This window comes from Sulfitobacter aquimarinus, from assembly GCF_040149565.1.
Classification (GTDB): domain Bacteria; phylum Pseudomonadota; class Alphaproteobacteria; order Rhodobacterales; family Rhodobacteraceae; genus Sulfitobacter; species Sulfitobacter aquimarinus.
In genome coordinates this window covers 243,291-261,581 of record NZ_JBEFLO010000003.1, presented here as the reverse complement: position 1 = coordinate 261,581, position 18,291 = coordinate 243,291, and the positions used below count along the sequence as shown (strand labels likewise).

General features: G+C 58.8%; 24 protein-coding genes. 9 read left to right on the top strand and 15 right to left on the bottom strand.

Features of this window, described 5'->3' with window-relative positions; genetic code table 11:
- Positions 1-11 precede the first annotated feature (11 nt).
- From ABMC88_RS08295 to ABMC88_RS08260, 8 genes are all read left to right on the top strand, one after another.
- A complete protein-coding gene (locus tag ABMC88_RS08295; RefSeq protein WP_349576397.1) occupies positions 12-434 on the top strand; it encodes a hypothetical protein in 423 nt (140 codons plus the stop codon).
- Positions 431-1,060, top strand: a complete 630-nt coding sequence (locus ABMC88_RS08290; RefSeq protein WP_349576396.1) for a MotE family protein — start codon at positions 431-433, stop codon at positions 1,058-1,060. The genes ABMC88_RS08295 and ABMC88_RS08290 overlap by 4 nt, the downstream gene beginning before the upstream one ends.
- Before the next feature lie 66 nt (positions 1,061-1,126).
- On the top strand, positions 1,127-1,996 hold the full coding sequence (gene motA / locus ABMC88_RS08285; protein WP_349576395.1) for a flagellar motor stator protein MotA: 870 nt from the start codon (positions 1,127-1,129) through the stop codon (positions 1,994-1,996).
- Positions 1,993-4,272, top strand: coding sequence for a hypothetical protein (locus ABMC88_RS08280; RefSeq protein WP_349576394.1), 2,280 nt, complete (start codon positions 1,993-1,995; stop codon positions 4,270-4,272). The genes motA and ABMC88_RS08280 overlap by 4 nt, the downstream gene beginning before the upstream one ends.
- Before the next feature lie 174 nt (positions 4,273-4,446).
- Positions 4,447-6,519 (top strand): flagellar biosynthesis protein FlhA, encoded by a 2,073-nt coding sequence (gene flhA / locus ABMC88_RS08275; protein WP_349576393.1) that lies wholly within the window; start codon positions 4,447-4,449, stop codon positions 6,517-6,519.
- A complete protein-coding gene (locus ABMC88_RS08270) occupies positions 6,519-7,289 on the top strand; it encodes a flagellar biosynthetic protein FliR (RefSeq protein ID WP_349576392.1) in 771 nt (256 codons plus the stop codon). The genes flhA and ABMC88_RS08270 overlap by 1 nt, the downstream gene beginning before the upstream one ends.
- On the top strand, positions 7,286-8,371 hold the full coding sequence (gene flhB, locus ABMC88_RS08265) for a flagellar type III secretion system protein FlhB (RefSeq protein WP_349576391.1): 1,086 nt from the start codon (positions 7,286-7,288) through the stop codon (positions 8,369-8,371). Before ABMC88_RS08270 ends, flhB begins: the two co-directional genes overlap by 4 nt.
- A complete protein-coding gene (locus ABMC88_RS08260; protein WP_349576390.1) occupies positions 8,368-8,784 on the top strand; it encodes a hypothetical protein in 417 nt (138 codons plus the stop codon). Before flhB ends, ABMC88_RS08260 begins: the two co-directional genes overlap by 4 nt.
- Here ABMC88_RS08260 and ABMC88_RS08255 read toward each other — a convergent pair.
- The 9 genes from ABMC88_RS08255 to ABMC88_RS08215 are packed head-to-tail and all read right to left on the bottom strand — an operon-like array spanning position 8,778 to position 13,391.
- Positions 8,778-9,305, bottom strand: coding sequence for a flagellar basal body-associated protein FliL (locus ABMC88_RS08255; RefSeq protein ID WP_349576389.1), 528 nt, complete (start codon positions 9,303-9,305; stop codon positions 8,778-8,780). The two genes, ABMC88_RS08260 and ABMC88_RS08255, sit on opposite strands and share 7 nt — an antisense overlap.
- Positions 9,306-9,320: 15 nt before the next feature.
- Positions 9,321-10,046, bottom strand: coding sequence for a flagellar basal body L-ring protein FlgH (gene flgH / locus ABMC88_RS08250; RefSeq protein WP_349576387.1), 726 nt, complete (start codon positions 10,044-10,046; stop codon positions 9,321-9,323).
- Complete coding sequence (flgA, locus tag ABMC88_RS08245; RefSeq protein WP_349576386.1) at positions 10,046-10,465, bottom strand: flagellar basal body P-ring formation chaperone FlgA; 420 nt, start codon at positions 10,463-10,465, stop codon at positions 10,046-10,048. The genes flgH and flgA overlap by 1 nt, the downstream gene beginning before the upstream one ends.
- Positions 10,465-11,250 (bottom strand): flagellar basal-body rod protein FlgG, encoded by a 786-nt coding sequence (gene flgG / locus ABMC88_RS08240; RefSeq protein ID WP_349576385.1) that lies wholly within the window; start codon positions 11,248-11,250, stop codon positions 10,465-10,467. The genes flgA and flgG overlap by 1 nt, the downstream gene beginning before the upstream one ends.
- A gap of 13 nt (positions 11,251-11,263) precedes the next feature.
- Entirely contained in the window at positions 11,264-11,983 is a 720-nt protein-coding gene (locus ABMC88_RS08235) for a flagellar hook-basal body complex protein (RefSeq protein ID WP_349576384.1), read from the bottom strand.
- A 3-nt stretch (positions 11,984-11,986) separates the two neighbouring features.
- The gene (locus tag ABMC88_RS08230; protein ID WP_349576383.1) at positions 11,987-12,256 is read right to left on the bottom strand and encodes a flagellar biosynthetic protein FliQ; all 270 of its coding nucleotides are present in this window, start codon (positions 12,254-12,256) and stop codon (positions 11,987-11,989) included.
- Positions 12,257-12,272: 16 nt separating this feature from the next.
- The gene (gene fliE / locus ABMC88_RS08225) at positions 12,273-12,563 is read right to left on the bottom strand and encodes a flagellar hook-basal body complex protein FliE (RefSeq protein ID WP_349576382.1); all 291 of its coding nucleotides are present in this window, start codon (positions 12,561-12,563) and stop codon (positions 12,273-12,275) included.
- A 37-nt stretch (positions 12,564-12,600) separates the two neighbouring features.
- A complete protein-coding gene (flgC, locus tag ABMC88_RS08220) occupies positions 12,601-12,993 on the bottom strand; it encodes a flagellar basal body rod protein FlgC (protein WP_349576381.1) in 393 nt (130 codons plus the stop codon).
- Positions 12,994-13,004: 11 nt separating this feature from the next.
- Positions 13,005-13,391, bottom strand: coding sequence for a FlgB family protein (locus ABMC88_RS08215; protein ID WP_349576379.1), 387 nt, complete (start codon positions 13,389-13,391; stop codon positions 13,005-13,007).
- 81 nt (positions 13,392-13,472) lie between these two features.
- Between ABMC88_RS08215 and ABMC88_RS08210 the strand changes: the two genes are divergently transcribed.
- Positions 13,473-14,810, top strand: a complete 1,338-nt coding sequence (locus ABMC88_RS08210; RefSeq protein ID WP_349576378.1) for a FliI/YscN family ATPase — start codon at positions 13,473-13,475, stop codon at positions 14,808-14,810.
- A 10-nt stretch (positions 14,811-14,820) separates the two neighbouring features.
- Here ABMC88_RS08210 and ABMC88_RS08205 read toward each other — a convergent pair whose 3' ends face one another.
- The 6 genes from ABMC88_RS08205 to ABMC88_RS08180 all read right to left on the bottom strand — a co-directional run bounded on the left by ABMC88_RS08205 (position 14,821) and on the right by ABMC88_RS08180 (position 18,179).
- Positions 14,821-15,612: a DUF1217 domain-containing protein gene (locus ABMC88_RS08205; protein WP_349576377.1), complete on the bottom strand. Its 792-nt coding sequence runs from the start codon at positions 15,610-15,612 to the stop codon at positions 14,821-14,823.
- Positions 15,612-16,016 (bottom strand): flagellar biosynthesis repressor FlbT, encoded by a 405-nt coding sequence (flbT, locus tag ABMC88_RS08200; protein WP_349576376.1) that lies wholly within the window; start codon positions 16,014-16,016, stop codon positions 15,612-15,614. The genes ABMC88_RS08205 and flbT overlap by 1 nt, the downstream gene beginning before the upstream one ends.
- A 13-nt stretch (positions 16,017-16,029) precedes the next feature.
- Positions 16,030-16,383: a flagellar biosynthesis regulator FlaF gene (flaF, locus tag ABMC88_RS08195; protein ID WP_349576375.1), complete on the bottom strand. Its 354-nt coding sequence runs from the start codon at positions 16,381-16,383 to the stop codon at positions 16,030-16,032.
- A 76-nt stretch (positions 16,384-16,459) separates the two neighbouring features.
- Complete coding sequence (locus tag ABMC88_RS08190; protein WP_349576374.1) at positions 16,460-17,302, bottom strand: flagellin N-terminal helical domain-containing protein; 843 nt, start codon at positions 17,300-17,302, stop codon at positions 16,460-16,462.
- A gap of 252 nt (positions 17,303-17,554) precedes the next feature.
- Positions 17,555-17,908 carry a flagellar biosynthesis protein FlgN gene (locus ABMC88_RS08185; protein ID WP_349576373.1) on the bottom strand — a complete coding sequence of 118 codons (354 nt, stop codon included), beginning with the start codon at positions 17,906-17,908 and terminating at the stop codon, positions 17,555-17,557.
- On the bottom strand, positions 17,898-18,179 hold the full coding sequence (locus ABMC88_RS08180) for a rod-binding protein (RefSeq protein WP_349576372.1): 282 nt from the start codon (positions 18,177-18,179) through the stop codon (positions 17,898-17,900). Before ABMC88_RS08180 ends, ABMC88_RS08185 begins: the two co-directional genes overlap by 11 nt.
- Positions 18,180-18,291: the final 112 nt, after the last annotated feature.

The following is an 18,291-nucleotide window of genomic DNA, read 5'->3' as shown; positions in this document are numbered from 1 at the left end:
GGGAGCACATTATGGATTTTATTGCAGATATTCTGTTGGCCGCAGGCGCTATTGGCGCGGGGGTCTATTGCTTTGTTCTGGGGCGCAGACTCAACCGGTTCAATGACCTTGAAAAAGGTGTAGGCGGCGCTGTTGCCGTCCTGTCGGCGCAGGTCGATGACCTGAGCAAGACATTGACCGCCGCGCAGCAAACCGCGACCAAATCGGCGGAAACACTCACCAATCTGACGGGCCGCGCCGAGGATATGTCGCGGCGGCTGGAGCTTCAGATGGCGTCGCTACACGATATTCCGGCACAGCCCGATGCGGCCCCGGTGGCCGAGGCGCCCGCCGCACCACAACCCGCGCCACCCCCGCCGGCGACACCTGCGGCCCCTTCGGCGCCAATGTTCGCCCGCCGTGCGCAAACTGACACGACAGGAGATGCGGCATGAAACTGCCATCACTACGCGGCATCGTAGCGCCATCGGGGCGCGGCTCTGTTGTCATCATCGCGGCTTTGCTTTTGGGGTCCGCGAGCATCCGGTTGGTCACCAGTGCCGGCAGCGTGCTGGCCGAAGACAGCCAGCAGCCCGCACACACCGCAGCCATGGACAAAGACGATATGACCCAACAGGCCGCGCCTGCATCCATGATCGCACCCTCCAACCGCGACGAAATCTCGAGCCTGATCAGCGCTCTGACAGAACGCGAGGCACAAGTCGCCAAACGGGAAAAGCAATTGGAAATGCGGATGCGTGCGCTCGCTGTAGCGGATGCAGAAATCCAGAAACGGCTCGAATCGCTTACCGAAACGGAAAGCGCGCTGCGCGCCACGCTGTCACTGGCCGATGAGGCGTCTGAAAAAGACATCCTGCGCCTGACGACTGTCTACGAGAATATGAAACCGAAAGAGGCCGCGATCCTGTTCGAGGAGATGGAGCCCAACTTTGCCGCTGGTTTTCTGGGCCGGATGCGTCCTGATGCAGCCGCAGACATCATGGCGGGTCTGACACCGCAGGTCGCCTATTCCATCAGCGTCATTCTGGCAGGCCGCAATGCGACCGTTCCAAAAACATGAGCGAGCGCAGAGGCTTCATTAACCCCCGCATGAGAGACTGCACTAAAGAGGTAATTGGGGACTGATATGTTCGGCATCATTGGCATCATCACTATTTTCGTCATGGTCTTCGGCGGCTACCTGCTTGCTGGTGGCAAGTTCGGGATCATCATCAAGGCACTTCCATTCGAGATGATGATGATCTGTGGCGCGGCTTTGGGCGCGTTTTTCATTAGCAACGATGGCCCCGCGGTCAAACACACGCTCAAAGACGTGGGCAAAGTGTTCAAAGGCCCCAAGTGGAAGCATCAGGACTATCAGGATCTGCTGTGCCTGCTGTTCGAGCTGATTCGCCTTGCCCGTCAGAATCCCGTCTCTGTTGAAGAGCATATCGAGGGGCCGGAAGAGTCCGAGATATTCTCACGCTACCCGAAAATCCTCAAAGACAAGGAGGCTGTCGCGTTGATCTGTGACACGATGCGCTCCGCCTCGATGAACTATGACGACCCCAATCAGGTCGAAGAAGTTCTGGACAAGCGGATGGATGCGAACCACGAACACGCCATGCACTCCAGCCATGCGTTGCAGGTGATCGCGGATGGCTTGCCCGCGCTGGGCATCGTTGCTGCGGTGTTGGGCGTAATCAAAACCATGGCCTCGATCGACCAGCCGCCCGAGGTATTGGGCAAGCTGATCGGCGGCGCCCTTGTGGGGACGTTTTTGGGCGTGTTTCTGGCCTACGGCTTTGTCGGACCCTTTGCCACAAAGGTGGGCGAAGTGACCAAGGATGAGGCGCATTTTTACCGTCTGATTCGCGAAGTTCTTGTGGCGAACCTGCATAACCACGCAACAAACATCTGCATCGAAGTAGGTCGGCAGAACACGCCATCCCATTGCCGCCCCAGTTATAGCGAGCTTGAAGAAGCGCTCAAATCGCTCAAGCAGATCGCCGCATGAGGAACATCTGGGCTATTTCTATCGTGCTGGCACTGACGGCGGGAACAGCGCAGGCGCAACAGCTTGCTGTTCGGTCCGGTGACCACCCGACCTTCAGCAGGCTGACACTGCCGCTGCCGCAAGGGCAGCAATGGCGCGCCACGCGCACGGCTGCGGGTATCGACATTACGCTGCCTGGTTTTTCGCGCGGCTTCGACCTGACAGACGTATTTTTACGCATGAAAAAGTCGCGGGTCGGGGCGATTGAAACAAGCAGTGACACGCTGACGCTAAAGGTTGTCTGTGAATGTGACGCGACCGCCTTTGTAAACGGTCCGCTCTTGGTGGTTGATATCGCGGATAACGGCACACGGTTGGCAGGCCCCGCGATCACTGGCGGCGCAGGCCAAATCCGCCCTGTGGCGCCGACTACCGCACCGCGCCCAAAGCCAACCCAAAGCGCAAAATCCACGCCTGCCGTTCCGTGGATTGGCCGCGAATCGCCTTTCATTGATATGTCTCAACGGGCCGCCGTTGCAGCTCCGTCCGAGCCTGAACCCACTGCCGTGCCCGACACCGCCGAGCTGTTGACCGAGATTCAGGAAAATCTTGTGCGGCAGGTGGCCAATGCCGCCAGCGCAGGGCTGCTGGAAAGCAATCAAACGCAACCGGCCTCGGTCCCTGACATCACCGACACAAACGCTGATCTTCCAGCGTTAGAGCCGAAGGACCTGCCAGATGTGATCAGGTCTTCTTCCTTGAACGTTCGGATCACCAGCAGCATGGACTTCCCCGAAGGCTTGGCGCGTCTTGGACAGGATGCCGGGACATCGGGGCTTGCCTGCCCTGACAACAGCCTGCTTTCCTTGGCGGATTGGGGCGACGATACGGGTTTTTCCGCACAAATCGGACCAGCACGGGATGCCTTGGTAAACGCGCTGGACAAGCTTGACCCTGAAGCCATCGAAAAACTAGCAAGGCTCTATCTCTATTTCGGATTTGGAGCTGAAGCGCTGGGTGTTCTGCATCTTGATGACGACGTGTTGGATCGCCATTCGGAACTGGTGACCCTTGCCCATATATTCGAACACGGCACTGCGGGCCGCTCAAATCCCCTTGCCGATTTCACCGACTGCCCGTCGGATGCCGCGCTTTGGTCCACGATCAGCCTGCGGGAGATTCCGCCCGGCACATTGATCGACACAAATGCCACCTTGCGCGCCGTGAACAAATTGCCAAAGCACCTGCGCCAAATCGCGGCACCGCTGCTCAGCGCACGTTTGCTGGACTATGGCGATGCGCAATCGGCAGCGACCGCGATGCGCAGCATCGAACGCCTGCCTGACCCGCCCACGCCGCAGGCTGTCATGGCGCAGGCCGACATTGCAATCGACGCAGGCGAACCCGCTGCAGAATTGCTGCAAGAGGTCGTCGACACCAATACCCAGCAATCGCCTGAGGCTTTGGTCAAACTGGTCAACGCCACCTTGGCCAAGGACGAACCGCTGTCCTATGAAACCGCCACATTGATCGAAGCCTACGCACAAGAGCTGCGCGGCACCGAAATGGGCAGCGCGTTGCGCCGAACCCAGGTGGCCGCGCTGAGCCAGGCACAACATTTTGACGAGGCGTTCAGATCACTGGCTGATTTGGAACCATCTTTGTCGCCCGACGCCAGCGCGGAATTGCGCAAAACTGTGTTGGAACATTTGGGGAAGAAGGCTGATGACCTCACCTTTCTCGAGCATCTTTTCGCACAAGAAGCAGACGCAATTGCCCATCTGCCACAGAACACAAAACTGTTGATGGCAACACGCCTGATGGATCTGGGCTTTGGCGCGCAGGTTCAAGACATGATCGGCACGATCCCTGACAGGCCCCGTGTCGAGGCACGTCAAATTCTCGCGGCACGCGCCGCCCTGCAACTGCGCCAACCCTTTCAAGCCCAAGCCGCCTTGATCGGTATCGAGACGCCGCAAGCGACGCTGTTGCTAGCACAGGCAAAAGAGATGGCGGGCGAATACCGCGAGGCGTTTGAGCTGTTTTCCGAAAGCGATTCGGCAAAAGCTGCGAAACAGGCCGCATGGCTGTCGGACGACTGGCAGGAATTGACGCCACAAGACGCCTCTGGCTTCGGCGCTGCCGCCTCGCTTTTGCAAGCACCCGCACCGCCTGATGACCCGCTTATCGGGCAGCTGGGCCGCGCTGATCTGGCGCTTGAAGAAAGCGCTGCCGCACGCTCCACCCTGGAGCAGTTGTTGGCCGATCCCGATGTCCAGGTTTCGGCGGATTTCTAAATATTGCAACGGCTTTAGTCACAGAAAATAAACGCCATTTGCCTAACCTTAGCCAGACCGCAGAACGCGGCAGAATGAGGTGCAGAATGCAGATGATATGTCACGGCCGTAAAACCCCTTTTAATAGGGCAACGGGCGCAACCAACGCCCCCAAATCGGGGGTATAAGGCGCCCATGAACATTCGCGCGCTCTTTCAGCCGACCGTTCTGTTGGCCGTTGCCTTGATGGCGATCATCGTCATGATGATTCTACCCATGCCGTCGTGGGTGTTGGATACTGGTCTGGCGCTTTCATTTGCGCTGGCTATCCTGATCTTTACTGTGACGCTGTTCATTGAACGGCCACTTGATTTCTCGGCTTTCCCGACCATCCTGCTGGCCTCGCTCATGCTGCGGCTGTCGCTTAATGTCTCCTCGACCAAGCTGATTATCGGCGAAGGGCATACCGGCACGGATGCCGCGGGCGATGTGATTCAGGGCTTTGCCATGTTTGTCATGGGCGGCTCTGTCTTTCTGGGCCTTGTGGTATTCTTGGTCCTGTTGATCGTGAACTTCATGGTCATCAACAAAGGTGCCACCCGTATGGCCGAAGTCGGTGCGCGCTTTGCGCTGGACGGGATGCCGGGCAAACAGATGGCCATCGACAGTGATATGTCTGCGGGCGCCATCAGCCACGAGGAAGCCAAAGACCGCCGCGCCCAAGAGCAACAAGAGACGACGTTCTTCGGCTCGCTCGATGGGGCGTCAAAGTTTGTCAAAGGCGATGCCATTGCCGGTCTTCTGATCACCCTGCTGAACCTTGTAGCGGGCCTGATCATGGGGACGTTGATTCACGGGATGCCCATCGGTGCAGCCTTTGAAACCTACGCGATTTTGACTGTGGGGGACGGGCTTGTCTCGCAAATCCCTGCGGTCATCATCTCCATCGCATCCGCCTTGCTGCTGGCGCGCGGCGGTGCCAAAGGCTCAACCGATATGGCAGTGTTTGACCAGCTCGGTAAACACCCTGCCGCCCTTGCCACTGTCGCCACCCTGATGGCGCTGTTTGCGCTGGTCCCCGGGATGCCCTTCGTGCCCTTCATCATCGGCGCGCTCGGGTTGGGATATTTATCGTATCGCATGTACGCCAAGGCCAAAAATACCCCCCTTGAAACGCTGGAGGCCGAACCCGAGGTCATGCCGCAGGACAAGCCATTGGGCGATGTGTTGGAACTGGACGATATCCACGTCGAATTCGCCGCCGATCTGGTCAACATGGTACTGGACGCGGGTACGGGGCTGGATGCGCGGATTGTGAATATGCGCACGCATGTGGCCTCTGTCTTTGGCGTCATCCTGCCCGAGATTCGCCTGACCGATAATCCCAGCCTGCCAACGGGCACCTACCTTCTGCGCCTGCAAGGGGTAGAACAAGCACGCGCAACCCTGCACCCGCATCAAGTACTGGCGCTGGCCCCCGATGACCCCGAGACACTGCCTGCAGGGGTCGACACGGTTGAGCCTGTTTACGGCGCACCCGCCCGCTGGATCGATGCAGGGGATGAAGAGGCCGCAGCCCTGACAGGCATCACCATGGTCACCCCCGCCGAGGTCCTTGCGACTCACCTGCTTGAAGTCGTGAAACGCAACTTCCCACGCTTGCTGACCCTGAAATCCCTGCGCCGCCTTCTGGACGAGATGGTCAATATCTCGTCACCCGCCCGCGCCGAAGCAAACCGCAAGTTGCTGGATGAATTGATCCCCGACAAAGTGCCGATTGATGTGCTGCACTCGGTCCTGCGGCTGTTGTTGGCGGAACAAGTGTCGATAAGAAACCTGCCGCTTATCCTTGAGTCCATCGCCGAGGCACGCGGGCAAAACGCCCAACCGGAAGCGATTTGTGAGCTGGTCCGCCAGCGTCTTGGGTTTCAACTGGTGGCCGAGATCAGGCGCGATGACGGTACGCTGCCGCTGGTGCAACTGGCCCCCGAATGGGAGGACACGTTCAACACCTACCAGATCGAAGCAGATCGCGGGCTGGACATTGCCCTGCCCCCCGACCTGTTTAATCAGCTTGCCGATGGCGTGTCGGAAAAGCTCAACGACGCGAACCAAAACGGCATTTACCCCGCGCTGGTCACCAACACCCGCCGCCGGCGTTTCCTGCATACGGTCATTCGGGCCAAGGGCATCAGCTCTCCTGTGCTCTCATTCGAGGAAATCGGGCTGGATGCGCGGCCCTCGTTGGTGGGGGTGGTGCCCGCATAATGCAAGCGCTGGCCGAGTTGATGAACCTTACCGATGCGCTGCTGTGGCAAGCCTTCGCCGTCTTTCTGCGGGTCAGCGCCTTGGTCAGCCTGCTGCCCGCCTTTGGCGAACAGTCGGTGCCAGCGCGGGTCAAGCTGGGGGTTGCGTTGGCCTTTACCCTGATCATTGCGCCCGCCGTGGCCACGCCCGTTCTGCCCATGTCGTTCGAAAACGTGCTTTGGTTTTCCCTGACCGAAATTGCCGCGGGGCTTTTGCTGGGTATCGGCATCCGACTTTTCATTCTGGCGTTGCAAACCGCCGGCTCGATCGCCGCGCAATCCACATCGCTTGCTCAAGTTCTCGGGGGGGCCATGGCCGAACCGGTGCCCGCGATGGGCCATATTCTGGTCATGGGCGGTCTGGCGCTGGCCGTAATGACAGGCATGCATGTCAGAGTGGCCGAGATGTTGATTCTGTCCTACGAAATGCTGCCGATGGGGCGGCTACCCAATGGATCGGATGTGTCGCAATGGGGCGTCGACCAGATCAGGCGCGCCTTTTCGCTCGCCTTCACGCTGGCCGCGCCTTTTGTGGTTTTGTCGGTGCTGTATAACGTCGCGCTGGGTGTGATTAACAAGGCCATGCCGCAGCTGATGGTCGCCTTTGTCGGCGCGCCCGTTATCACGGCGGGCGGGCTGTTCCTGCTGTGCCTTTCCGCGCCCCTGCTTATCTCGACTTGGATTGACGCGCTTTACAGTTTTATCGTCAACCCGCTGGACCCCGTACCATGAGCGGTCAAGACGACGACGCCGACAAGAGTTTTGACCCCACCCCGCAAAAGCTGCTGGAGGCGCGCAAGAAGGGTGATGTCGCCAAATCGAACGATTTGCTGACCGCGTCCGCCTATCTGGGCCTTCTGGTTGCGTTCTTCAGCGCAGGTGCGGGTGCTATAGGGAATTTCGGATCCGCCTTGATGACCCTGCTTGACCAGCCCGATGCGCTGCTGCCTATGTTTTTTGACGGGCGGGCATCAGGCCCGTCTGGTGGATTAATACAGGCGGTCAGCTGGTCGCTTGCGCCCATCTTTGTCTTCCCCGCAATCGGCGTGATCCTTGCCATGTTCGCCCAACAAGCATGGGTATTCGCCCCCAGTAAACTGGAACCAAAGCTGAGCCGGATCTCCGTCATCTCGAACGCTAAAAACAAATTCGGACGCGACGGGATTTTCGAATTTTTAAAGAGCTTTACGAAGTTGTTGATCTTCTCCGCCTGCCTTGCGTTGTTCATTTACGTCTGGCTGCCGGACATGGTGGGCGTTTTGCAAACCGACCCCAATACCGTCATCGCGTTGCTTGCCAAAGTGTGCATATCATTTCTGGGTGTCGTAGTCATCGTCTCGGGCATCATCGGCGGCGTCGACGCCTTGTGGCAACATGCATCGCATATCCGCAAAAACATGATGTCGCGCAAGGACATCACCGATGAAACAAAGCAAAGCGAAGGCGACCCGCATCTGAAACAAGAACGCCGCCAACGCGCCTTTGAAGCCTCGCAAAACCAGATGATGAAAGAAGTCCCTACCGCTGATGTGATCATCGTCAACCCGACCCACTATGCCGTCGCCCTGAAATGGAGCAGACAACCCGGCGAAGCGCCCGTATGTGTCGCAAAAGGTGTGGATGAAATTGCCGCCACGATCCGCCGGATCGGGGCCGAGGCTGGCGTGCCGATACATTCCGACCCCCCCACCGCGCGTGCGCTACACGCCGCAGTCGAGCTGGGCGAACAAATCCGCCACGAGGATTACGCCCCCGTCGCCGCTGCTATCCGCTTTGCCGAAGACATGCGCCAACGTGCAAAGGCCCGCCCATGAGCAAGCTTGATGACCTGACCGCGATGAAGCAACTGACCGAGATAAAATACCGGCGCGAGCAAGAAAGCTTTGGTCGCTTGCTCATACAAGAGAACAACCTGCGTGCCTCGCTTGCGCAATTGGACAGCTATATGGCGGAAAGCCAAAGCAGCACAGACACGCCGCAAAAAGCTATTGGTGCCGATGTCGTCTGGCAGGCGTGGATCGGCAGAAACAAACGTGCGATCAACATGCAGCTTGCGCAGGTTCTGGCGATAAAAGAACGCCATATCGCCCAAGTTAGAGCCGCATATGGCAAAGTTGTTGTCACAGATGAGTTGCACGACCGCTTGCGCAAAGAAACAGCAGAAAAAAAGGCGCAGGTCCAATTGGACCGCGCCATTTCCTCAATGCTGTTCAGGAGTGATCAGTAATCCTGTCGGGCGATTTCGATGATGAGCACGTCTTTCGCCATGTCTTTGCCCAGATCCCTTTGCGCCACCTCAACCAGGGCGGCGCGAAGCTGGTCCAGCACCTTGGCGTTGGTAAAGTTGCCCTCGAACCCGCCCATATTCGCGTGGTCAAACAGCACCTGCAAAAAACTGTCGCGCAGCTTTGGCTCGCGCAGGTAGACGTTGTCGGTTTCCCCCGCTGGCACCTCAAGGCTGAGCGCAAGCACGACCAAAGCGGCGACTTTTTCATTCACGACAATCGGGACGACGAACTGGTTATTGAGCTTTACAAACTCGTGGGTCAGCTCCTCTTTTGTCACCTCGCCTTCTTCCGCATGGTCGTCTTTTTTATGCTCCTTCTCCTCCTTGGCGGCCTCTTCGACACCTTCTTCTGCATTTGCGTCCGCCACTTCCGCCACAGGTTCGGGGCGCAGGAATACACCTGCCCCCACGCCAGCACCTGCACCGATAATCAGCAATATGAGGGGGAGTAGTTTTTTCATCACAAATGTTCCTGATTAAAATGGCAAGACAGCGTCAAGCACCTGCTGCCCAATACGCGGCTGCTGCACATCGGTGATTTGCCCGCGTCCGCCATAAGACACCCGCGCCGAGGCGATTTTGTCATAGGTAATCTCGTTCTGGCGCGAGACGTCTTCGGGGCGCACAAAGCCGGTGACCAACAACTCGCGCAGCTCGAAATTCACGCGCAGCTCCTGACTGCCCGAGATCGACAAAACCCCGTTGGGCAGCACATCCAGCACCGTTGCCGCGATTCGCAGCTCCAGCTTTTCGTTCCGCTTGACCGAGCCATCACCGGACGAGCTGCTTTGCGAGGTCAGGCCCACCAACTCATCCGAGGAGGCCCCCTCGGGCAGTTTCGTATCCAACCGTTGCGGCAGGCCGAACAGGCCCGGCACGCTCAGATTTTCGGATCCTGATCTGCTGCGGTCGGAAGAGTTTGAAATCTCTGCACGTTCGTCGATCTCGATGACCACGGTCAGGATGTCACCGCGCACCACGGCACGCCTATCGCCCAACAATGACGCCCGCGAAGGCGACCACAGCGATGCAGCGTCAACGGGCCTCAGGTCCACGACGACGTCGGGCAGGCCCGGCTCTGTCATGGCGCGGGCTTCGGGGGCTTCTTGCGCGGGGGTAAAGCTGGGCGGTTTTCCGATGTGATCGGTACGCCCGCAGGCAGCGACCAGCACAAGCGCCGCCAGTTTCCATGTCATATGCATCAGTTTCTCACCTTCACAGTACCGTCTTCCAGAATTTGACCAAACAGCGTGGCCCGCGACCCAAGGTTCATCACGCGGATACGATCACCGATGGCACCACGCTCCAGTGCACGGCCTTCCGTGCTGATCATGATGCCGCCAGCGGCATAGCGCAGGCCGACGATCTGGTTGCGGGTAATCACCGCGGGCGGACCAATATCGCCTACCAGAATGGGCCGCCCGGCATATAGCGCGACCCGCGCTTCTTGGCCGATCACATCGGACAGCTGACCAAACCCGCTCAGCAGATCGCCTGCGGCATAGGTCACATCCATTTCGGTGATGATCTGGTGCGGCCGGATGGTGCGGGCAGGCACCACCGTGTCGGCAAACACCGGAAAAGCGATCACGGCGGCAGAGACGATTCCAAGCGCTCTCATTAGCGCACCTGCGTCGTTGCACTCATCATCTGATCAACAGCAGAGATGACTTTTGCGTTCATTTCGTATCCGCGCTGCGCCTCGATCAGCTCGGTAATCTCGCGCACCGCATCGACCGAGCTGTCCTCGAGGTACCCTTGCCGCAGCGTGCCCAGCCCGTTCTGCCCGGGGGAGGAAACGAGCGCAGGGCCTGACGCTTCAGTCTCAAGGAACATGTTGCTGCCGATGGCCTCCAACCCTTTGGAGTTGGTGAATCCCGTCAACGTGAACTGGCCCAACAACTGCCCCGCCGCGGCCTCGTCGAAATAGGCGTACACCTCGCCGTCGGCGTTGATCGAGATGCTGCGCGCATCGGCAGGAATAGTGATTTCAGGCCCCACAGGGAACCCTTCGGAGGTCACGATCAGCCCCTCACCCGTACGCTTCAATCCGCCGTCGCGGGTATAGGCGGTCTGCCCGCTGGGCAACGTCACCTCGAGATACCCCAAACCTTCGATCGCCACGTCCAGATCGCCACGCGTTGCCGACAGCGACCCTTGTTCCAGATGCAGGCTAACAGCGGCGGGGCGCACCCCGAGGCCAAGCTGCACCCCCGTTGGCAATACAGTCCCGTCCGAAGCGTTGACGGATCCCGCCCGCGCCATCTGTTGATAATGCAGATCCGCAAATTCGGCGCGGCGGGCGTTGTAGCCTGTCGTGCTCATATTCGCGAGGTTGTTGGAAATCGTTTCCACCCGCATCTGTTGGGCACTCATTCCGGTGGCGGCAATTTTAAGGGCACGCATATGCTCTCTCCTTTTATTGCGATTGGGTCAGGGTTTTGACGGCGGCGCGCACGCGCTCGTCCTCGGTTTTCAAAAAGCTCTGGCCCATTTCATAGGCGCGCTGCACCTCGATCATGCGGCTCAACTCCAGCAGGGGGTTCACGTTGGAAGATTCGACAAAGCCTTGCAGAACGCGGGCGTCCTCTGTCGGCTCGTCGCCCGCGTCTGCGCGAAACATCACGCCGTCCTCGCGGACCATGGCCAACGGCTCTAGCGGGCGGACAATGGCGATCTGCCCCAAAGGCGCGCCATCAATGCTCAGCGTGCCGTCGGATGACACGGCAAGCGTGCCCGCCCCCGCTGGTACAAACAAAGGCGCACGGCCCGCATCCAGCACAGGGAAGCCATCAGGCGTCACCAACTCTCCGTTCGCACTGGGCGAAAACGCACCCGCACGGGTCAGCCTGTCGCCCTGCGGGGTTTGCACAACGAAATACCCGTCCCCCTCGATTGCGAAGTCATAGGTGCCGCCCGTCTTGGTCAGGCCCCCTTGCTCGAACGAGGTTTTGCCGATGTTGCCCTGCCCCATCGACAAAGAGGGGCCGTTGTCCGCCGCCCGCACATACTCGGAAAAGATGACACCTTCGGCGCGGTAGCCCGTGGTGCTGGCATTGGCGATGTTATTCGCCACCACCTGCATTTCGCGTTGCAGGCCTGATTGGCGGCTCAGCGTGATATAGCCGGTGCTTTCCATTGGTTATCCTCCGATAATAAGCGGGATGATCTGGTCGTGAAAAAACGCAACCAGCGTGTTGGTCATAAAGTGCATGGACATCCAGAAAACGATGGCGATGGCCCCCAGCTTGGGCACAAAGGTCAGCGTCATTTCCTGAACCGAGGTCAGCGCCTGCACCAACCCGATGGAAACGCCCGTCACCAAAGCCGCGACAAGGATCGGCAGCGAGATGATGAACGCCACCCACAGCCCTTGTCGCATGGTGTCAAAGAACACCATTTCGTCCATCATTGGATAAAGCCCCCGATCACACGGGCATCCGCAAGATTTCCTGATAGGCCTCGACGACCTTGTTGCGCACGCTCACCGCGGTCTCAACGGCCAGTTCGGTCTGCGCCAGCGCCTGCACCAAGGCATGCGGATCGGCGTCGCCCATCATCGTTGATTGCGCAACCTGTTCGGACCGTGCCAGCGTCGCGGCAAAATCGCCCGCGATATTGCGCAGGGCCGCGCCTGCGCCTTCCTCGCCCTCTACGGGGGTCGTCGCGGGTTTTGCGGATGTGTAATTCTGGATGGCGGAGAGTGATTTCAATTCCATTCTGGAACTCCTTTTCTATGTAGTTTTGGTGCAGCCTTTAACGACGCAAAAGCTGCATCAGGCTGGTGGACATCTTGCGCGCTTGGTCGAACATCTTCAGGTTCGCCTCATAGCTGCGCTGCGCCTCGCGGGCGTCGGCAAGCTCGATCAAAAGATCCACGTTAGAGCCTGCATATTGCCCCGTTTCATCCGCCATGGGATGCGCGGGGTCGTAGACCTGCGACAGAGCGCTTTGGTCCAGACTGACCCGCCCGACCTCAACCCGCGACACGCGGCTGCCCTGCCCCAACGCCGTCTCGAAGGAGACCAGCTTGCGGCGATAACCGGGCGTGTCCGCGTTCGAGATATTTTCGGACAAGTGGCGCAACCGCTGGGCCTGCGCCTGCATGCCGCTGGCAGATACGGAACGGGCGGATGAAAAGTCAGTCATCGAATGCCTCCTTATTTGGTGCGCGACGCGACGCGAAGCACGTCCAGCGCGGATTTATAGATGGCGAGAGCACGTTCATGGTGGCTTTTGGCCTCGGCGGCCTTCAGCAACTCATTCTCAAGCGAGATCGTGTTGTCATTGGGACTATCGCCGCCGGGCATATCCACGGGCGACATCTGGCCCGCAGCGGTAGAGCCGTGCAAATGCCCCTCACGGGTGGCCCGTTGACTGCCTGCACTTTCGGTGGGGGAATAGAGCGCGGCAAAGGGCGGCATTCTTTTACCCACGAAACCGGGCGTATCCGCGTTGGCCACGTTCTGCGCAATCAGCGCCTGACTCTGCGCCGCATGGCCAGCCATGGCCGAGGCGGTCTGGAAGATTGTTAGTTTTTCAAACATCGGGATTCTCCACGCTGCGATTTCAATGAAGGCTTAAGGGTGATTCCTTTAGAAACAGTGAGCAGCAGACAAAGGAATCCCATGGTAGATGCATCGCTTATCGACGGGCTGGTCGCCCATATCACCGATCAACGCAGCGTGCGGCCCGTGGGCCGTGTGGTGCGCGCAGACGGCGGGGCGCTGCATGTTACAGGGCTTGGCGCGACGGCCTCGATAGGGGACGGGTTGCAGGTCTACCGCAAGCGCGGCACGCCTCTGCGGGGCGAAGTTGTGCAGATCTTGCACGACAGCCTTGTTATGCTGGCCGAAGCGCCTCCCACAGGGGTCAGCCTGAATGATGCCGTGACCCTTTTGGCACCTGCGGTGATAGCACCATCCGATCACTGGCTGGGCCGCATCATTGATCCCGCAGGCAACCCGCTGGACGGGGAACCCTTGTTGCGGGGCGCATATGCGCGGCGCTTGCTGTCGCCGCCACCCAATGCCGCAGATCGCCGCCCCTTTGGCCCGCGACTCAGCACCGGATTGGCCGTGACAAACACCATCCTTCCACTGGTTCAAGGACAGCGAATGGGCCTGTTTGCAGGCTCTGGCGTGGGCAAATCCAGCCTGCTGGGCCAGTTCGCCCGCCATATGACCGCAGATGTTGTCGTGATCGCCATGATCGGGGAACGCGGCCGCGAGCTGCGCCATTTTGTGGATGATGTGCTGGGCGAGGAAGGGCTGTCACGTGCAGTCGTTGTCGCCGCCACCTCTGACCAATCGCCCTTGCTGCGCCGCCGCTGCGCATGGACGGCCATGGCCGTGGCCGAGCATTTCCGAGACGCGGGTAAATCCGTCCTGTTTCTGGCCGATTCGATCACCCGTTTTGCCGAAGCCCACCGCGAAGTCGCCGTGGCTGCAGGCGAGGCGCCCGTGCTGCGCGGCTATCCACCCTCAACCACACACCTGATCACCTCGCTGTGCGAACGCGCAGGGCCCGGTGCGGGCAGTCAGGGCGACATTACCGCTTTGCTCAGCGTGCTTGTCGCGGGCTCTGACATGGATGAACCTGTGGCCGATATTCTGCGCGGCGTGCTGGACGGGCATATCGTGCTCGACCGCGCAATCGCTGAACGAGGTCGCTTTCCTGCGGTGGATGTGCTGCGCTCTGTCTCGCGGTGTTTGCCAGCCGCCGCAACGGACCGCGAAAATGCATTGCTGGGGCATACCCGCAAAATGCTGAGCTTGTATGACGCCAATGCCATGATGATCCGTGCGGGCCTGTATACCCACGGCAGCGATACCGAAATCGACAAGGCGATCCAGCTGTACCCCGAGGTCGAAGCGTTTCTGGCGAAAGATGAAGAAGACGACCCGCAGCGCAGCTTTAGCCAGTTGGAACTGACATTGCGCCGTGCGGGGATCAGCGTGACCTAGGCCCTTGGGCCTAAAACCCGCGCAGCAGTGTCAGCGCGATTGAGTTGGAGGAAAAGCTGTTGTTGAAGTCCTTGATCTGGTCGCGCACGATGTATTTCGTGACCAGTTCCTGCACCACTTCGGGGTCGCTGAATATCGTCAGATCGTCACTGCCGAATTCTTTTCTTGCGCGCTCTTTGAACACGCCCAACTGCTGATCAATGTCGATCTGCCCAAAGGCAGATGGCAGGTTCAGCGCAGTCTCGAACAGCTCCCGCAGGGGCGGCTCTCCCATCAGGGTGAACCATTTTGCATCGTTCGAGATGTCTTCATTGGCCAGCAATTCCATCTCACGCTCGGCATAAAGCGCAAAGCGCATCGACTCGTTCTGCTCACCTGCCGCGACTTCGAACTCCAACGTCTCGTACCGCGTGATAATCGCTTCGACAAAATCGGGCTGCCCAACCTTCAAAAACTCACCCGGACCAAAACCGAAAGCTTGCGACATTTCTTTATAGCGGCCATCCGTGAAACGGTTGGCCAAGGCATCATCGGCAACCGATCCCTCCTGCAACATCTTCTGGATAAAGAACTTGCTGTTGATGTCATCGGACAGGCCAAAGGCCCCAAGCGTGACAGACAGCAAACGCCGGTCACTCACCAACTCTTCAGCGGTTTCGACGTTGCCGATATTCTCGCGAAAATACTCGGTATCGCGGTTCAGCTGAACACTTTGCGTGAACGCTTTGAACTGGCTGTCATAGGTGTCTTGCAGAAACCGCCAACCGCCCAGCCCGCTTATGGGAATGATCGGCTGAAACATCAGCTTGGCCGTACGGCCAACAGCCGCTCTTCACGTGGGAGCAAAGCCCGCAGCGCCTTGAGCGTACGGTAATGCTGTTTCTCGATCACTGCTTTGCTGGCCTCGGCCAACATGTCGCGGCTATCTGCATCGGTGAAAACCTGACTCAGCTCTTCAACCTGACGCAAAAGCGGCAAATGTGCGCTTTCGGCGTCTTTGTCACCCGACAGAACCAGTTGCACGGCAAACAAGGCGCGGCGCACAGGCGTTTTGGCATCTTCGGGATGGATCGCGTCGCGCAGGCGCAAAATCTTGGCGTCCGGTGTCATAATGGCCAGACGGCTGCGGCGATCGCCGTTTTCGATCACGGCGCCATTTATCAGCACCCGCTCTTTGGGACCCAGTTTTAGGACAAGACCGCTCATTGTGGATTCCAATCTATTTCAATCCGCGCAAAATCGCGGTGTTAATCTCAACCAGCGGGACGGCAGTGACCTCGCGGCGGATCGCCTTTTGGGTATGCTGCTCTGTGAACTCGGCCAGATAAATCAGGCGCGCGCGCAGATCGTCAGGGAGGAGATTGTCGGGATGTGCCACATCCATCGCCAGCTTGCGCCACAGTGTCCGGTTTTCATGCAACGCATGGATCAGTTTGTTAAAGTCCCGTGCGCGGATCGCGGCCCGCATTCGCGAGGTAATTCGCGCGATAACGTCGTATTCGACCTGACGGGCTGATCTTAATGGTGCAGACGTCGGGGCATATCCCCGCTGCGCAAGTTCTGTGGTGTTCACGGCTATCCCTACTCATAAAAGGCTGGGCCGGAGGCGCGCCAGAACGCGCCCCCAACTTGGTTTACCAATCCGCGACTTAGCGGAAGAGGGACAGGATGGTCTGCGGTGCCTGGTTGGCGATCGACAGAGCCTGAACACCCAACTGCTGCTGTGTCTGCAGCGCCTGAAGCTTGGCCGAGGCTTCTTCCATATCCGTATCGACGAGCGAGCCGATACCGGATTCCAGTGAGTCCGACAGTTTGGACACAAAGTTGGATTGGTCATCCAGACGTTTTGCGGCTGTACCAAGGCTGGCAGCGCCCGTGATCGCCGCTGTCAGCATTGTTTCCAACTCACCATAAGTGGTCGCAGCATCTGCAGTGCTTGCTGTACCGGTCAGGGTAATGTTGGTCACTGTCGCCTCAAGATCAGCAGAGGCAACATCGATTTGCGTCGCTGTTGCCGCACCGCTACCGACACGGTTGATCGAGCCGACAACCGTCAGACCCGTTGCACCGGTACCGTCCGTATCCGTGTTCAACAGGTTCACACCGTTAAACTGGGAACCGGCAACGATCGAATCCAGCTGCTCTTTCTTGGCGGTCATTTCCGCGTCGATCTGCGTAAAGTTTGCAGATTCCGATTGTGCAGAGATGGCCAGAGCCTGCATGTCCTTGATCGTTTCTACGATCAGTTCCGCGCCTGCGCTTGCCACACCAACGGCGGACTGGCCGACGGCAAGGCTGTCTTTGACCGCATCAAGACCCGACACGTCAGATTCCATCACTTTGGAGATCGCCCAGACAGATGCGTTGTCCTTGGCCGAGGCAACGTCCTTACCTGTCGAGATGGCGCTTTGCGTATCGGACAGGTTGGAGTTGATGGACTTGAGGGTTTGCAATGCAACCATTGCGCTGTTGTTTGTAAGAATGCTCGACATTGAAGCATGTTCCTTTAACTGGTCGGCGCTTTACGCCGGTTTATGCCCACGTCACGGTGGGACAGGAATGCCATTCTGACCTGTACAGTGGACCCTGCGGCCTGCTGCGCCACCCCGTTTTGGGATGCCTGCCAACCATGCCTTCTGCGGGCTTTCAAAATTATTAATGCGGCTACATGCTGTTTAATGCATTTTATTCAACTGGCCTGCGCGGCACCCGATTGCGCCGCATAGGCCAATGTTTTCCGCCCCCTAGGCGCGTTTTTCGATTTTTGGAGGCGTCGGTGTGACGACCTGTTTTTTCCGACCCTGCGCGTCATAGGTATCCAGAACCGTGCGCACCTGTCGCAGCGCGGCAAGGCGCGTGGCCACTGCCTTTATCCCGTCCAGCGCACCATCCAGCAGCAACTGGTTGCGCTGTAGCTTGTCCTCGATAGGGGCAAGAATGTCGCGGGTCAGCTCATGCCGCTCCAGCAGGTCGGCAATCAACTGTTCCTTGATCGGCAGCAGCGCGCCCAGCGCCTCAAGGTCTCCTTCCAGAAGGCAGGTGCGCTCTTGCTCCAGCAGTGCGTCGAGTTCGGTAAAATCAATAATATTATGCGTCATGGTTTTGCTCCTTTAGGGCTTCGAATAACGATTGCGCCAGTCCGATACCGCCGCCTTTGACGATGTGTTTGGCCTGCTCGCTGACCAGGAACGAGCTGAACTGGTCCTCTCCTGCGCCACCGCCGAATTCCGCGCTGGTTTTGCCAAGGCCCGCGGATTGCAGCATTTCGGAAAGGAACGCTGCCTCAAGGCTTCGCGCTGCATCCATCAAGGCGCGGTCACGCGGAGCAAGCGGCGCAGGGACGCCCTGCGGCGGGGGAATCGGGTTCATCGGGAATACTCCTTAAATTGATCGGACTTTCCCCAGCATTGGCGCAAATCAGTAAACAACCAGTAAGGAAGAACGCCGATAGTCCCCCCAAGATCGAGGTAGAATCCCGAAA

Bases quoted from the DNA above. Each gene is read 5' to 3' on its own strand.
- ABMC88_RS08295 (WP_349576397.1), top strand. From the start codon at position 12: ATGGATTTTATTGCAGATATTCTGTTGGCCGCAGGCGCTATTGGCGCG.
- ABMC88_RS08290 (WP_349576396.1), top strand. From the start codon at position 431: ATGAAACTGCCATCACTACGCGGCATCGTAGCGCCATCGGGGCGCGGC.
- motA (WP_349576395.1), top strand. From the start codon at position 1,127: ATGTTCGGCATCATTGGCATCATCACTATTTTCGTCATGGTCTTCGGC.
- ABMC88_RS08280 (WP_349576394.1), top strand. From the start codon at position 1,993: ATGAGGAACATCTGGGCTATTTCTATCGTGCTGGCACTGACGGCGGGA.
- flhA (WP_349576393.1), top strand. From the start codon at position 4,447: ATGAACATTCGCGCGCTCTTTCAGCCGACCGTTCTGTTGGCCGTTGCC.
- ABMC88_RS08270 (WP_349576392.1), top strand. From the start codon at position 6,519: ATGCAAGCGCTGGCCGAGTTGATGAACCTTACCGATGCGCTGCTGTGG.
- flhB (WP_349576391.1), top strand. From the start codon at position 7,286: ATGAGCGGTCAAGACGACGACGCCGACAAGAGTTTTGACCCCACCCCG.
- ABMC88_RS08260 (WP_349576390.1), top strand. From the start codon at position 8,368: ATGAGCAAGCTTGATGACCTGACCGCGATGAAGCAACTGACCGAGATA.
- ABMC88_RS08255 (WP_349576389.1), bottom strand. From the start codon at position 9,305: ATGAAAAAACTACTCCCCCTCATATTGCTGATTATCGGTGCAGGTGCT.
- flgH (WP_349576387.1), bottom strand. From the start codon at position 10,046: ATGCATATGACATGGAAACTGGCGGCGCTTGTGCTGGTCGCTGCCTGC.
- flgA (WP_349576386.1), bottom strand. From the start codon at position 10,465: ATGAGAGCGCTTGGAATCGTCTCTGCCGCCGTGATCGCTTTTCCGGTG.
- flgG (WP_349576385.1), bottom strand. From the start codon at position 11,250: ATGCGTGCCCTTAAAATTGCCGCCACCGGAATGAGTGCCCAACAGATG.
- ABMC88_RS08235 (WP_349576384.1), bottom strand. From the start codon at position 11,983: ATGGAAAGCACCGGCTATATCACGCTGAGCCGCCAATCAGGCCTGCAA.
- ABMC88_RS08230 (WP_349576383.1), bottom strand. From the start codon at position 12,256: ATGATGGACGAAATGGTGTTCTTTGACACCATGCGACAAGGGCTGTGG.
- fliE (WP_349576382.1), bottom strand. From the start codon at position 12,563: ATGGAATTGAAATCACTCTCCGCCATCCAGAATTACACATCCGCAAAA.
- flgC (WP_349576381.1), bottom strand. From the start codon at position 12,993: ATGACTGACTTTTCATCCGCCCGTTCCGTATCTGCCAGCGGCATGCAG.
- ABMC88_RS08215 (WP_349576379.1), bottom strand. From the start codon at position 13,391: ATGTTTGAAAAACTAACAATCTTCCAGACCGCCTCGGCCATGGCTGGC.
- ABMC88_RS08210 (WP_349576378.1), top strand. From the start codon at position 13,473: ATGGTAGATGCATCGCTTATCGACGGGCTGGTCGCCCATATCACCGAT.
- ABMC88_RS08205 (WP_349576377.1), bottom strand. From the start codon at position 15,612: ATGTTTCAGCCGATCATTCCCATAAGCGGGCTGGGCGGTTGGCGGTTT.
- flbT (WP_349576376.1), bottom strand. From the start codon at position 16,016: ATGAGCGGTCTTGTCCTAAAACTGGGTCCCAAAGAGCGGGTGCTGATA.
- ABMC88_RS08190 (WP_349576374.1), bottom strand. From the start codon at position 17,302: ATGTCGAGCATTCTTACAAACAACAGCGCAATGGTTGCATTGCAAACC.
- ABMC88_RS08185 (WP_349576373.1), bottom strand. From the start codon at position 17,908: ATGACGCATAATATTATTGATTTTACCGAACTCGACGCACTGCTGGAG.
- ABMC88_RS08180 (WP_349576372.1), bottom strand. From the start codon at position 18,179: ATGAACCCGATTCCCCCGCCGCAGGGCGTCCCTGCGCCGCTTGCTCCG.